14 protein-coding genes are annotated in these 12779 nt (G+C 68.3%); 4 read left to right on the forward strand and 10 right to left on the reverse strand.

What is annotated here, in order from left to right:
* Positions 1–107 precede the first annotated feature (107 nt).
* Entirely contained in the window at positions 108–971 is an 864-nt protein-coding gene (locus EV640_RS01110; RefSeq protein ID WP_133725526.1) for a 3-methyladenine DNA glycosylase, read from the forward strand.
* Between the two features lie 68 nt (positions 972–1039).
* On the opposite strand, the gene EV640_RS01115 is transcribed toward EV640_RS01110, so the two are convergent.
* Together EV640_RS01115 and EV640_RS01120 are read right to left on the reverse strand one after the other, a co-directional pair.
* Positions 1040–1729, reverse strand: a complete 690-nt coding sequence (locus EV640_RS01115; RefSeq protein WP_279586509.1) for an NADPH-dependent F420 reductase — start codon at positions 1727–1729, stop codon at positions 1040–1042.
* Between the two features lie 224 nt (positions 1730–1953).
* Positions 1954–2406 (reverse strand): YchJ family protein, encoded by a 453-nt coding sequence (locus tag EV640_RS01120; RefSeq protein ID WP_133725528.1) that lies wholly within the window; start codon positions 2404–2406, stop codon positions 1954–1956.
* A 348-nt stretch (positions 2407–2754) separates the two neighbouring features.
* Here EV640_RS01120 and purS point away from each other — a divergent pair, with 348 nt between their 5' ends.
* Genes purS through purL form a run of 3 tightly spaced genes read left to right on the forward strand, consistent with a single transcriptional unit; the run spans position 2755 to position 6163 of the window.
* Complete coding sequence (purS, locus tag EV640_RS01125) at positions 2755–3015, forward strand: phosphoribosylformylglycinamidine synthase subunit PurS (protein ID WP_133725529.1); 261 nt, start codon at positions 2755–2757, stop codon at positions 3013–3015.
* Positions 3012–3791 (forward strand): phosphoribosylformylglycinamidine synthase subunit PurQ, encoded by a 780-nt coding sequence (gene purQ / locus EV640_RS01130; protein WP_133725530.1) that lies wholly within the window; start codon positions 3012–3014, stop codon positions 3789–3791. Before purS ends, purQ begins: the two co-directional genes overlap by 4 nt.
* A gap of 11 nt (positions 3792–3802) precedes the next feature.
* On the forward strand, positions 3803–6163 hold the full coding sequence (purL, locus tag EV640_RS01135) for a phosphoribosylformylglycinamidine synthase subunit PurL (protein ID WP_133725531.1): 2361 nt from the start codon (positions 3803–3805) through the stop codon (positions 6161–6163).
* Positions 6164–6275: 112 nt separating this feature from the next.
* On the opposite strand, the gene EV640_RS01140 is transcribed toward purL, so the two are convergent.
* The 8 genes from EV640_RS01140 to EV640_RS01175 all read right to left on the reverse strand — a co-directional run bounded on the left by EV640_RS01140 (position 6276) and on the right by EV640_RS01175 (position 12769).
* Positions 6276–7229 carry an L-lactate dehydrogenase gene (locus EV640_RS01140; protein WP_133725532.1) on the reverse strand — a complete coding sequence of 318 codons (954 nt, stop codon included), beginning with the start codon at positions 7227–7229 and terminating at the stop codon, positions 6276–6278.
* 127 nt (positions 7230–7356) lie between these two features.
* The gene (locus EV640_RS01145; RefSeq protein WP_133725533.1) at positions 7357–7710 is read right to left on the reverse strand and encodes a VOC family protein; all 354 of its coding nucleotides are present in this window, start codon (positions 7708–7710) and stop codon (positions 7357–7359) included.
* A gap of 75 nt (positions 7711–7785) precedes the next feature.
* Positions 7786–8577, reverse strand: coding sequence for an amino acid ABC transporter ATP-binding protein (locus EV640_RS01150; RefSeq protein ID WP_036474456.1), 792 nt, complete (start codon positions 8575–8577; stop codon positions 7786–7788).
* Entirely contained in the window at positions 8564–9238 is a 675-nt protein-coding gene (locus EV640_RS01155; RefSeq protein ID WP_200869290.1) for an amino acid ABC transporter permease, read from the reverse strand. The genes EV640_RS01150 and EV640_RS01155 overlap by 14 nt, the downstream gene beginning before the upstream one ends.
* Before the next feature lie 82 nt (positions 9239–9320).
* Positions 9321–10148: an amino acid ABC transporter substrate-binding protein gene (locus EV640_RS01160; RefSeq protein ID WP_133725534.1), complete on the reverse strand. Its 828-nt coding sequence runs from the start codon at positions 10146–10148 to the stop codon at positions 9321–9323.
* A gap of 134 nt (positions 10149–10282) precedes the next feature.
* Positions 10283–11122, reverse strand: coding sequence for a MetQ/NlpA family ABC transporter substrate-binding protein (locus tag EV640_RS01165; RefSeq protein WP_243832179.1), 840 nt, complete (start codon positions 11120–11122; stop codon positions 10283–10285).
* Between the two features lie 160 nt (positions 11123–11282).
* Positions 11283–11960, reverse strand: coding sequence for a methionine ABC transporter permease (locus EV640_RS01170; protein WP_036474458.1), 678 nt, complete (start codon positions 11958–11960; stop codon positions 11283–11285).
* A complete protein-coding gene (locus tag EV640_RS01175; RefSeq protein ID WP_133725536.1) occupies positions 11957–12769 on the reverse strand; it encodes a methionine ABC transporter ATP-binding protein in 813 nt (270 codons plus the stop codon). The genes EV640_RS01170 and EV640_RS01175 overlap by 4 nt, the downstream gene beginning before the upstream one ends.
* Positions 12770–12779: the final 10 nt, after the last annotated feature.

The following is a 12779-nucleotide window of genomic DNA, read 5'->3' on the forward strand; positions in this document are numbered from 1 at the left end:
CAGGTGTACCCTTTACGGGTTCCCTGCCGCCTGCGCACTTGGTACGAGTGATATACCCGATGGTAACCGAAACACCAGCCTCTCTAGAGGCAACACACGGCTTGACGGTGATTCCTGAACCCGAGCACCGTGAGCGCGCCAGCACGCACCAGGCCGCAGTGGACCGGCTCACCGAGGACTTCCTGGCACGCCGCCATGCCGGCGCGAAGCACCCGGTGGAGGACTTCCTCTTCACCTACTACTCCCACTCCCCCGGCAAGCTCTCGCGCTGGCACCCCGGTGTGGGATTCCTGCTCCAGGGTGCACAGGACACCGAGCGGGCCGGCTGGAAGCATTACCGCAGCACACCTTCGGGAGTGACCCTCGACGTCGAGGGCTTCCGCCAGGACCGGGCCTCGATGATCGGATTCGCCCGGCGCCTGTTGAGCACGACGGCGGCGACACCGGCCCAGCTGGGATGCTTCGGTCTGCACGAGTGGGCCATGGTCTATAGATCGGTGGAACACGGCCAGCGCCATGACCAGGTTCCGCTGCGCCTCGGTGCCGCCGGCACCGATGAGGTGGTGGAGGCGGCGAACATCCGCTGCACCCATTTCGACGCCTACCGCTTCTACACGCCCTCGGCGCGACCGCTCAATGCGCTGGAGCCGACCCGCGAATCGCAGACCCGGATGGAGCAGCCGGGCTGTCTGCACGCCAATATGGACCTCTACAAATGGGCCTATAAGCTCATCCCCGCGGTCAGCAGCGACCTGCTGCTCGAGTGCTTCGACCTCGCCTCACGGATTCGCCGACTCGATATGCGCGCCTCGCCCTATGACTTGAGCGACTGGGGCTACGAGCCGGTCCCGATCGAGACCCCCGCCGGCCGGGCGGCCTACGCCCGGGCACAGAAGGGCTTCGCCGAGGAGTCGCAGGTGCTGCGCGGGAAGCTGCTCGCGGTGCTGGACCAGCTCGAGGCGCCCCTCTGATGCCGGAGGACCCGGGTCTGATCAGGCGGATGCAAGAGCGCCTGATCAGACCGTGACCAAGGACCTGCTCAGGCGCTGGCGAGCACCCGGCCGCATTCGCTGAGCAGATCCTGCATCCGAGCGGCGTCGTGCCGGCCGTTGAAGATCTCGGTGCCGTTCTCGAACGCCCGGCCGGCCGCGAGCGGCCCGGCGTCCACGGCGTCGTAGCCGAGGGAGTCCACAAAATCCTGGACCAGGGCCTTGGCCGCTGCGTCGTCCCCGGCGACCGCGAGCGCCCGGCGCTGCGGGTCTCCGACGGGATAGGAGTCGATCTCGAGATCGCCGTAGCCGATGTGGTTCAGCGTCTTGACCACCCGGGCAGCACCGAGGAACTCCGCGATGACTTCACTGGTGCTCACACCAGTCTCGAACTCGTCCATGAACCCGTCCACCGGTGCCCAGTAGTTCATGGTGTCGATGACGACCTGGTCTCGCAGCACGGTGGTATCGATGCTGCGGTACTTGTGCAGCGGCACTGCCAGCACGATGATGTCCGCGCCGCGCAGCTCCTCACGATCCACCGCGACGGCGCCGGGGACGATCACCTCGGTGAGCAGCGCGATGTCCGCGGCCGGCTTGGCCGTTGCGATCTTCACGGTATGACCGGCGCGCACGGCCTGGCGAGCCACAGCGGTGCCGACCCGGCCTGCACCGAGCACTCCGATGGTCAGTGGCGTCTGCGTCATAGTCATCCCGTCCCTCGGCCAACGGTGGCCGATTCTTCAAAAACTGAAAGATTTTGCCTTTCATAACGTGAGGACGCAGAGATTTGTTCCACCGGCGGCTCGCCGGTTCCGTGCAGTCCTTGCATCACCAGGGAGCCGGCCAGCCCAGAGGCTCCCAGTACTGCTGCTCGAGTCATGGTCATGCCCCGGTCCTCTGCCCGCTGGATCCCTTGACGTTTCGCCTGCTGTAGACGCCCACCCCGAGGATCGTGTGGGATTCAGCTCAGATCGCCATCCACGTAGAGCCACTGACCCGACTCGCGCCGGAACCGGCTGAGCTCATGCAACCTGCCCCCGGCGCCGTGATCACCGTCCCCCGAGTAGGTGGCCACGAACTCCACCGTCCCGGCGTCGTGGAACGGGCCGCCCGCCGTCGTTCCCAGGATGCTCAATCGAGTCCATTGAGGACCCGGCGCGCAGAGGTCGCTCAGCGCGGGGCGGGTCTCGGCGGCCCAGGTCCGGTGCAGAAATCCGCCGAAGCGTCCCGGGTCGCTGTTGAGCAGCGCGTTCGCGGTGTAGCGGCAACGCATCAGTGCCTCGGCGGTGGGGGCGGGTGCGCCGAGGTGAAGGCGTTCACAGCACTGGGGGTAGCGTTCGCCGGATCCACAGGGGCAGCGCGGCGCAGCGTCGGGCTGGGCGGCGGGAGGCTGGGATCGCGGGACCTGTGTCATCTCACCAGCATCTCACCCGGCTCCCCCGGGCTGTCCCGGCTCCCCCGGCCATTACTGGGGCGAATACGGGTGCTCCACAGGCGAAATACTCCAAGATTCAACCCGTTTGCGCCCCAGCGATCGCAGCTGCCCCCGCAAGCGCCCGCAAGCGCGCCCACAAGCACCCGTTTGCGCCCCTGCGCCGCAAGCGACCGCACCCGCGGGCACCCGGTAGACTGATCCGGCAAGCTCGCGGAGCGTGCCGCCGTCGTCCCCAGCCATGCTGATCCGGACCGGCGCGGCGCGTGAGACGGCACCTGAAAGCGGTCCCGCGGGCTCATCCACCCGCACCATCGCACAGGAGAACCTATGCCGCGCATCATCGTCGAGGTCATGCCCAAGCCAGAGATTCTTGATCCGCAGGGCAAGGCCATCGCCTCCGCGCTGCCGCACCTGGGATTCACCGACTTCTCCAGCGTCCGCCAGGGCAGGCGCTTCGAGCTCACTGTCGACGGTGAAATCACCGAGCAGATCCTGGCCAGCGCCCGCACCGCTGCGGCCGAGATGCTCTCGAACCCGGTGATCGAAGACGTGATCAGCGTGCGCGTCGATGATGAGGACGCTGCATGAGCACGGAGACTCCTCTGATCGGGGACTTCCACGCCGCCCCGGCCGCGAACCCGCTGGGTGGGGCACGCATCGGCGTCGTCACCTTCCCCGGCACCCTCGATGATCGCGATGCCGCCCGCGCAGTCCGCCTCGGCGGCGGGACTGCCGTTCCGCTCTGGCACGCCGATGAGTCGCTGCAGAACGTGGACGCCATCGTGCTTCCCGGCGGCTTCTCCTATGGGGACTACCTGCGCGCCGGCGCCATCGCCCGCTTCGCGCCGATGATGAACAAGATCATCGCCGCCGCCACCGCCGCCTCGGGCACCCGGCTTCCGGTGCTGGGGATCTGCAACGGCTTCCAGATGCTCACCGAATCCCACCTGCTGCCCGGCTCCATGGTGAAGAACGATCACCTGAAGTTCCTCTGCCGTGACCAGGTGCTGCGCGTGGAGAACACCTCCACCCCGTGGACCTCGCAGTTCACCGAGGACGAGCTCATCGCCGTCCCGCTGAAGAACCAGGACGGCCAGTACCTCGCCGATCCGGCCACCCTTGAGGCGCTCGAGGCCGAGGGCCGCGTGGTCTTCCGCTATGTGGGAGAGAACCCGAACGGCTCACGCAACGGCATCGCCGGCGTGACCAACGAGACGCACAACGTGGTGGGCCTCATGCCGCACCCCGAGCACGCCGTGGAAGCCGGCTACGGTCCCGATGACGCCACCGGGATGCGCAGCGGCACCGACGGACTGACCATCTTCACCTCCGTGATCGCATCTCTTGCCGGAGGTGCCCAGTGAGCGAGCCGACCGTGACTGAAAAAGAATTCAACATCGACACCGTGGAGCACGCCTCCACCACCCCGGACACCGATCTGCCCTGGGCGGCGCTCGGCCTGAAGTCCGACGAATATGACCGGATCGTGAAGATCCTGGGTCGGCGACCGACGGCGGCCGAGCTGGCCATGTATTCGGTGATGTGGTCCGAGCACTGCTCGTACAAGTCCTCCAAGGTCCACCTGCGTCAGTTCGGCGAGAAGGTCACCGAGGAGATGAAGAAGGACCTGATGGTCGGCATCGGCGAGAACGCCGGCGTGACGAACCTCGGCGACGGCTGGGCCGTCACCTTCAAGATCGAGTCGCACAACCACCCCAGCTTCGTGGAGCCCTACCAGGGCGCCGCCACCGGCGTCGGCGGGATCGTGCGCGACATCATCTCCATGGGCGCCCGCCCGGTCGCGGTGATGGACCCGCTGCGCTTCGGCGACATCGACCACCCGGATACCAAGCGGGTGCTGCCCGGCGTGGTCTCAGGCATCGGCGGCTACGGCAACTCCCTGGGCCTGCCCAACATCGGCGGCGAGGTCGTCTTCGACTCCGTCTACCAGGACAACCCGCTGGTCAACGCGCTGGCCGTGGGCGTGATGCGCCACGAGGACATCCGCCTGGCCAACGCCTCCGGCGTGGGCAACAAGGTGGTGCTCTTCGGTGCGCGCACCGGTGGCGACGGGATCGGCGGCGCCTCGGTGCTCGCCTCGGAGTCCTTCGACGACTCCAAGCCCTCCAAGCGCCCCGCCGTGCAAGTCGGGGACCCCTTCGCCGAGAAGGTGCTCATCGAGTGCTGCCTCGAGCTCTTCCACGCCGAGCTGGTCGAGGGCATCCAGGACCTGGGCGCCGCAGGGATCTCCTGCGCCACCTCCGAGCTGGCCTCCAACGGCGAGGGCGGGATGCACGTGGAGCTCACGAAGGTGCTGCTGCGCGACCCCACGCTGACCCCGGGCGAGATCCTGATGTCGGAGTCCCAAGAACGCATGATGGCCGTGGTCACCCCGGCCAACGCCGCGGAGTTCGAGCGCGTCATGGCCAAATGGGAGGTCGAGTACTCCTGGCTGGGCGAGGTCACCGACACCGGCCGGCTGATCATCGAATGGGACGGCGAGACCATCGTCGACGTGGACCCGCGCACCGTGGCCCACGACGGCCCGGTCTATGAGCGGCCCTACCACCGCCCCGAGTGGCAGGATGCGCTGCAGGCCGACACCTTCCGCTCCTCGGCGGCCGGGGCGAACCTTCCCGGGACCGCGCAGGAGCTCGGCGGCGCGGTCGTGGACCTGATGACCAGCCCGAACATGGCGGACGTCTCCTGGATCACCGACCAGTTCGATCGCTTCGTCGGCGGCAACACCGCGCTCTCGCAGCCCGATGACTCCGGCGTGATCCGGGTGGACGAGGAGACCGGGCTCGGCGTCGGGCTCTCCACCGACGCCAACGCCCGGTATGCCTACCTGGATCCCTACGCCGGGGCGCAGCTGGCGCTGGCCGAGTCCTACCGGAACGTGGCCACCTCGGGCGCGATCCCGATGGCGGTCTCGGACTGCCTGAACTTCGGCTCCCCCGAGGATCCGGAGGTCATGTGGCAGTTCGCCGAGGCCGTGCGCGGTCTCGCCGACGGCTGCCAGGAGCTCGGCGTCCCGGTCACCGGAGGCAACGTCTCGCTGTACAACCAGACCGCGGGCCGGGCCATCCACCCCACCCCGGTGGTGGGCGTGCTCGGCAAGTTCGACGACGTCGCCCGGCGCACCCCCTCGGGCTTCGAGCGCTGGGCCGACGGCCAGGCGATCTACCTGCTGGGCACCACCGGGGACGAGCTCGACGGCTCCGAGTTCGCCCGTGGCCGCGACCACCTGGGCGGGCTACCGCCGAAGGTGGACCTGAAGGCTGAGAAGATGCTCGGTGAGATCCTGATCAACGCCTCCCGCGACGGCATGATCGACGCCGCCCACGACCTCTCCGAGGGCGGGCTCGCCGCCGGACTGGCCGAGATGGCCCTTCGCTTCGGCGTCGGCGCGCGGGTGGCGGTGGACGGGATCTGCGAGCGCGACGGCGTAGATCCCTTCACCGCGCTCTTCAGTGAGTCCCAGGCCCGCGCCCTGGTCGCGCTGCCGCGCTCAGAAGAGCTGCGCTTCACCGATATGACCTCGGCACGGGGCTTCCCCGCGCTGCGCATCGGCGTGGTGGATGCCAGCTCAGGGGACCTCGAGGTGGCCGGACCGTATCAGGGCGGCAGCTTCACGCTGGGCCTGGACGAGCTGCGAGAGGCCTGGAGCGCGGTGATCCCGTCACGCTTCGCCACGCTGGGCGAGGCCACCGAGGCGATCCGGCAGGAGAAGTAGCTCCGGAGCCGCCGCGGCAGCACAGTCAGGACTGGCCCGAGCAGGGACGAACAGACCGCCCCAGGCATCCGCCGGGGGCGGTCTGTTCGACTTTGCCATGTCCCGCCTCGGCTCAGATCCTCAGCGAGGCCTGCACCTTCGCCAGCGCCCGAGCGGAGTCACGCAGCGCCTCGGTCTCCTCCGCGGAGAACGGGGTGGTCGTCACCGGGCGCACCCCGCTGGCGGAGACCACGCTGGGGATAGACAGCGCCACCCCGCTGATGTCGAGGAAACCCTCGAGCACGCTGCTGACCGGCAGGATCGCGTGCTCGTCGCCCAGCACCGCCTCCACGATCCGCGCCGCGGAGAGCCCGATCGCGTAATTGGTCGCGCCCTTGCCCGCAATGACCTGGTAGGCGGCGTTGCGTACCTCATCGGAGAGGGTCTCGAGCTCCGCGGCGTCGAACACCCGCTGCCCGTCGCGCTCCCAGTCCAGCAGCGGGGTCACCCCGATGCTGGCGGCGGACCAGAGCGGGAACTCGGTGTCCCCGTGCTCCCCCACGATGTGGGCGTGCACGCTGGACTGCGCGACACCGGCGCGCTGGGCCAGCTTCCAGCGCAGCCGTGCGGTGTCCAGCACGGTCCCGGAGGAGAACACCCGGCTGCTGGGCAGCCCGGTGATCTGCTGTGCGGCCACGGTGAGCACATCGCAGGGATTGGTGACCAAAAGGTAGACCGCATCCGGGGCCCGCTCGAGCAGCTTCGGGAGCATGCTGCGCAGGATCTCCACATTGGTGCCGGCCAGGTCCAGTCGGGTCTGCCCGGGGTGCTGCTTGGCACCGGCGGTGATCACCACGACGTCGGCGCCCTCCACATGCCTCAGGTCCGCGCCGCCGTCGATGTCCGATGAACCGGTGAACTGGCTGCCGTGGGCGAGGTCGAGGACCTCGGCCTCGACCCGGGCGGCGTCGATGTCATAGAGCCGCACATGCCGGGCGGAGCCGCGGATCATGGCCGCATAGGCGGTGGCGGTGCCGACGCTGCCGGCACCCACGATGGCCAGGGTGGAGTTCTCGATGAGGCTCATGGGATCAGCCTGCCACAGCGCGGCGAAGCCGAACAGAGGCCGTCATCGAATATGGCCGGCACGACCCGGGTCAGTGCCGGCAGAGACAGTCAGTGCGAACCGAGACGGTCAGTGCCAGCAGAGTCGGTCAGTGCCAACAGAGACAGAACGGGTGCCCCGCAGGATCGGCGTAGACGTTGAACCGCTGGTCTCCGGTGGCCATCTGCAGCACCTCCGCGCCCAGCCCGATGACCTCGGTGTGCGCGGACGTGATATCCTCGACGTCGAGGTCAAGGTGGATCTGCTGGGGCAGCCCCTGGGGCCACTGCGGGGGCTGGTGATCCGGCGCGCTCTGCACCGCCACCGGAGCGGCTCCGGCGACGACGACGGTGTGCCAGTCCGTTTCGGCACGCACCTGGCCGCCCAGCATCCTGGCCCAGAAGCTGCTCTCGGCCTCCAGGTCGGCGGCGTCGAAGACGACGGTCTGCGCGGTGATCCTCATGGGGGCCAGTCTCCGCCGGGCCGGGCGCCCGGTCAAGAGTCGACCTTGGCCAGCTTCAGTCGGCCGCCGCGTCGCTCAGAACGGGTTGAGCAGCCGGTGCACGAACGCCCGGGTGCGCTCCTGCTTCGGCGCGCGCAGCACGTCCTGCGCCGGACCCTGCTCCACGACCACTCCGCCGTCCATGAAGACCACGGTATCGGCCACCTCGCGGGCGAAGGCGAGCTCGTGGGTCACCAGGACCATGGTCCAGCCCTCCTCGGCGAGCTCCTTGATCACGGTGAGCACGTCGCCGACCAGCTCGGGGTCCAGCGCCGAGGTCGGCTCGTCGAAGAGCAGCAGCGCGGGCTGCTGGGCCAGCGCGCGCACGATCCCCACGCGCTGCTGCTGACCTCCGGAGAGCTGATGCGGGTAGTCGTCGCGCTTCTCGGCGAGACCGACCCGCTCCAGCAGTCGTTCGGCCTCGGCGATCGCCTCGGCCTTGGGGCGCTTCTGGACCTGGATCGGGCCCTCGGTGACGTTCTGCAGCACGGTCTTGTGCGGGAAGAGGTTGTAGCCCTGGAAGACCATCGCCGAGCGGGTCCGCAGCGACTCCTTCTCTCGTCGGGTGGTCTTCGCGGTGAAGCTCACAGCGGGTCCTTCAGAGAACTCCACGGTGCCGGCGTCGGGCTGTTCCAGGCCGTTGAGGCAGCGCAGCACCGTGGTCTTGCCGGAGCCTGAGGGCCCGACGAGTGCGAGCACCTGACCGGCCTGGACGCTGAGATCGATGGAGCGCAGCACCTCGTTGTCACCGAAGGACTTCTTCAACCCGGAGACGCGCAGCAGCGGATCGGTGAGGGTGGCGGCTGGTGCGGGATCAACGGGCGACATAGCGGTCCAATCTGCGCTCCAGGCGGTCCTGCACGGTGGAGAGCACCAGGCAGAACACCCAGTAGATCACGGCGGCCTCCACGTAGAGCAGCATGAACTCCCGGCTGAATGCGGCCACCTCCTGGGCCACTCGGAACATTTCGGTGACCAGGATCAGCGAGGCCAACGAGGTGTCCTTGACCAGGGAGATGAAGGTGTTCGACAGCGGGGGCACCGAGACCCGGGCCGCCTGCGGCAGGATCAGCCGCCGCAGGGTCTGGCCGCGGGACATCCCGATGGTGTATCCGGCCTCCCACTGGCCCTTGGGCACCGAGAGGATCGCAGCACGAATGACCTCAGCGGCGTATCCGCCGACGTTCATCGAGAACGCGATCACCGCGCTGGGCCAGGGGTCGATGGTGACTCCGATGGAGGGCAGGCCGAAGAAGATCACGAACAGCTGCACCAGCAGCGGGGTGCCGCGGATCACCGAGATATAGGCCCGCGCGACTCCTGCGAGCAGCCGGTTGCCGCTGATCCGCATCAGTGCGAGCATCAGGGCCAGCGCCAGTCCGACCGTGAAGCTGGCCAGGGTCAGCGGGATGGTCCCGGTCAGGCCCCCGCGCAGCAGCGGCCAGAACGAGTCGATGGCCAGCTGCCAGTCGATGTCGGGCAGTTCCATCAGGACCGCCCCGCTCCCTGTCCCACCGGGTCAGACAGGGTCGCGTCAGGGTTCATCGCCTCAAGGGCCGTTGCGGCGCTGATCATCCGGTGACGTCGGCGCCGAAGTACTTCTCGGAGATCTCGGTGAGGGTGCCGTCCTCGGCCAGGGCGGCCAGCGCCTCGTCCACGGCCTCGACCAGGGATTCGCTGCCCTGCCGGAAGGTCAGGGCCGCCTGTGACTGATCCTCGGTCTCGGCGGCGATCTTGATGTTCTCGTTGCCCTCGGTCTCCTGGTAGTCCAGGTAGGTGAGCTTGTCGTTGATGGTCGCATCCACCCGGCCCTGCTCCAACAGGGTCACCGACTGGGCCCAGCCCTCGACCGCCTCGACCTCGGCACCGGACTCTTGGGCGAGGTCGTTCCAGTTCGAGGTCAGCGACTGCGCGGTGGTCGCGCCGTCGAGGTCCTCGAAGCTGGTGATCTCCTCGTTCTCTGCCAGGGTCACGATCACGCCGTTGGACACGGTGTAGGGCGCGGAGAACAGGTAGCTCTCCTCGCGGTCCTCGGTGATCGAGACCTGGTTGGCGATCACGTCGAAGCGCGCCGATTCCAGGCCGGCGAACATCGCGTCCCACTGGGTCTCCTCGAACTCCGCCTCCACCCCGAGCTCCTCGGCCACCGCGGTGACGATCTCGACGTCGTAGCCGGTCAGCTCGCCGGCGCCGCCCTCGTGGAAGCTGAACGGACGATAGGTGCCCTCGGTGCCCACGGTGAGCGTGCCAGATTCCTGCACCTCTTCCAGGGTCAGCCCCGAGGCCGACTCCTCCGCGGGCGCGCCCTCCTGCTGCGCCTCCTCGCCTCCGCCGCAGGAGGCCAGCGTCAGGGCCGCAGCGGCAGAGAGGGCGAGGGTGGAGAGCAGGCGGGTGGTCATAGGTGATGCCCCTAGGGTGAAGCGTCGGCCAAGGCCGGCGCGTAATGGTCAAGTCATGAACAGGCACAAAACGGTATCATTCGCCCGGCACGGCCCCACGGGCTCTGTTACGCCATACGTCGCCCGGCGCAGCCTCAGAAGGCCGGGATCAGCGTCTCGTCATGCTCATCGACGAGGAAGTCCCGGACCTCGTCGCTGGTCATGGCGCGCTCCAGGGCCTCGATCTTCTCGGACTCCAGATCACCCTCGCGGGCCACCAGCGAGATCGCGAAGCGCTCGTCGATGTTCTCCTCCACCGCGATGGCGTCCTCCGGGGTCAGTCCGAGGCTGGCGATGTATGTCGGGTAGTTGAAGACCGCAGCGATGCCGTCCTCCTCATAGGCCGAGGTCAGGTTCAGCAGGTCCACCTGGACCCACTCGAGGTCCTTCGGGTTCTCCTCGACGTCGGCGAGGGTGCCTTCGAAGCCGACCCCCTCCGCGAGGGTGATCAGTCCCTGATCGGCCAGGATCGCCAGCGCGCGGCCCTCATTGGACTCGTCGTTGGGCAGCGCGATCTGGGCGCCGTCGGGGATCTCCTCCATCGAGTCGTAGTCCCGGGAGTAGAAGCCGACCCGGGCGTTGTAGATCGGCGCGACGACCGCGAGCTCGGCGTCGTGCTCCGCGTTATAGGCCTGCATATAGGGCTGGTGCTGGGCGAAGTTTGCGTCGACCTCACCGTCGGCGAGCAGCCGGTTGTACTGGACGTTGTCGCTGACCTCCACGAGCTCGATGGTGTAGCCGTCCTGCTCCGCGACCTCCGCGGCGGCCTCGACCACATCGGTCATCGGCGTGGTGTGCGAGGCGACCTGGATCAGCGTGTCCTCGCCCTCGGCGCCGCTCTCCCCGGAGGCACAGCCGGCGGTGGCGAAGAGCGCAAGGACGACGGCGGCCCCGCTGAGCGCGCGGACTGGACGGTTCTGCAGTTCGGAAGTCAAGATGCTCCTCGTTCGGGTGGTCGGACCCATGCCGGGCCCGGTGGTTTCAACGACGCCGGGGCGCAGGTTGTGCCGGGTCCTCCGGTCCTGCGCCCCCGGCGCCTGAGTCGATCGTGATCTCTCAGCGTGGTCTCTGAGCGAGATGTGTCAGCGTGCTCCCTCAGCGTGACCGGTGGTCCAGCGCCATGGAGAGTCGGGTCCCGAAGGTCTGGATCAGCATCACCAGCACCACGATCACCGCGATGGTCACGTACATGATGTCGTATTCATAGCGCTGGTAGCCGTAGCGGATCGCGAAGTCACCGACCCCGCCGCCGCCCACGACGCCCATGATGGTCGAGTAGGAGATCATCGAGATCGTCACCGTGGTCATCGAGAGCACCAGCCCGGAGCGCGCCTCGGGGTAGAGGAAGCGGGTGACCAGCTGGAACGTGTTGGCGCCCAGGGAATCGGCGAGCTCCACGGTGTCGCGTGGGATGTCCACCAGGGTCTGCTCCACCCAGCGGGCGTAGAGCGCCACGGCGACGAAGGAGAGCGGGACCGCGGCGGCGGTGGTCCCGAAGGAGGTGCCCACCGCCCATCGGGTGAACGGGATCAGCGCCACCACGAAGAGCAGGAACGGCACCGAACGGACCACGTTGACGAAGCCGTTGAGCCCGCTGTAGAGCCAGCCGCGCTCCTTCGGTCCGCCGCGGCGGGCCAGGTACATCCCGGTGCCCATAGGGAGCCCGATCAGCACCGCGGCGAGCAGCGCCCAGCCCAGCATCGCGCCGGTCTCCACGATCGAGGTGACGATCTCGCCCCGGTACTCCCCGAGGCGCTGGGCCAGCTCATTCACTCCTGGTCCCCTTCGAGGTACTTCCGGGCGCGCTCCGAGTAGCTCTCGAAGGACTCGCGGGCCTGCAGGCGCGCGATCTCGGCGATGCCGGTGAGCCGGCCGGACTCCAGGATCGCGGAGCGGTCGCAGGCGCCACGGATGACATCGAGCTCGTGGCTGACCAGCAGGATCGAGGTGCCCATCTCGGCGCGCACGCGCAGCAGGGTCGCCATGACCTCGTCGGTGTGCTGGCTGTCCAGCGAGGAGGTGGGCTCGTCACAGAGCAGGATGTCCGGCTCATTGACCAGGGCGCGGGCGATCGCCACGCGCTGCTTCTCTCCCCCGCTGAGTTGGGCCGGATGCTTCGACGCCTGGGCTCCCATGTTCACGAAGTCCAGCATCTCCCGGGCCCGGTCCGCCGAGGGGGCGTCGGCACCGGGGCGCTCACGTGAGCCGAGACCTCGCTCTGCCAGCCCCCCGAGCCTTTGGTGCAGGTTCAGCGGCAGCGCCACATTGGCGAGGACGGTCTTGTTCGCCAACAGGTTGAACTGCTGGAAGATCATCCCGATCCGCCGGCGCTGGGCACGTCGGTCCCGCGGACGCAGCGCGGCAAGGTTGACCCCGTTCACGGTGATGGCCCCGGAGCTGGGCAGCTCCAGCGCGTTGACCATGCGCAGCAGCGTGGACTTGCCCGACCCGGACTCCCCGACCACGCCGAAGATCTCGGACTCCCCGACGCTGAGGCTGACCTCGTGCAGCGCGTGGACCGGTCCGCCGGGGCGAGCACCTCGCTGGGTGTAGCTCTTGGTGACCTGATCGAATTCGATCATCGGTGAAGCG

The sequence above is a fragment of the Nesterenkonia aurantiaca genome (assembly GCF_004364585.1).
GTDB lineage: Bacteria > Actinomycetota > Actinomycetes > Actinomycetales > Micrococcaceae > Nesterenkonia > Nesterenkonia aurantiaca.

Coding starts and splice junctions, on each gene's coding strand:
- EV640_RS01140 (WP_133725532.1), bottom strand. CDS start 7,229: ATGAGCCTCATCGAGAACTCCACCCTGGCCATCGTGGGTGCCGGCAGC.
- EV640_RS01160 (WP_133725534.1), bottom strand. CDS start 10,148: ATGACCACCCGCCTGCTCTCCACCCTCGCCCTCTCTGCCGCTGCGGCC.
- EV640_RS01150 (WP_036474456.1), bottom strand. CDS start 8,577: ATGTCGCCCGTTGATCCCGCACCAGCCGCCACCCTCACCGATCCGCTG.
- EV640_RS01155 (WP_200869290.1), bottom strand. CDS start 9,238: ATGGAACTGCCCGACATCGACTGGCAGCTGGCCATCGACTCGTTCTGG.
- EV640_RS01175 (WP_133725536.1), bottom strand. CDS start 12,769: ATGATCGAATTCGATCAGGTCACCAAGAGCTACACCCAGCGAGGTGCT.
- purQ (WP_133725530.1), top strand. CDS start 3,012: ATGAGCACGGAGACTCCTCTGATCGGGGACTTCCACGCCGCCCCGGCC.
- EV640_RS01120 (WP_133725528.1), bottom strand. CDS start 2,406: ATGACACAGGTCCCGCGATCCCAGCCTCCCGCCGCCCAGCCCGACGCT.
- purS (WP_133725529.1), top strand. CDS start 2,755: ATGCCGCGCATCATCGTCGAGGTCATGCCCAAGCCAGAGATTCTTGAT.
- EV640_RS01145 (WP_133725533.1), bottom strand. CDS start 7,710: ATGAGGATCACCGCGCAGACCGTCGTCTTCGACGCCGCCGACCTGGAG.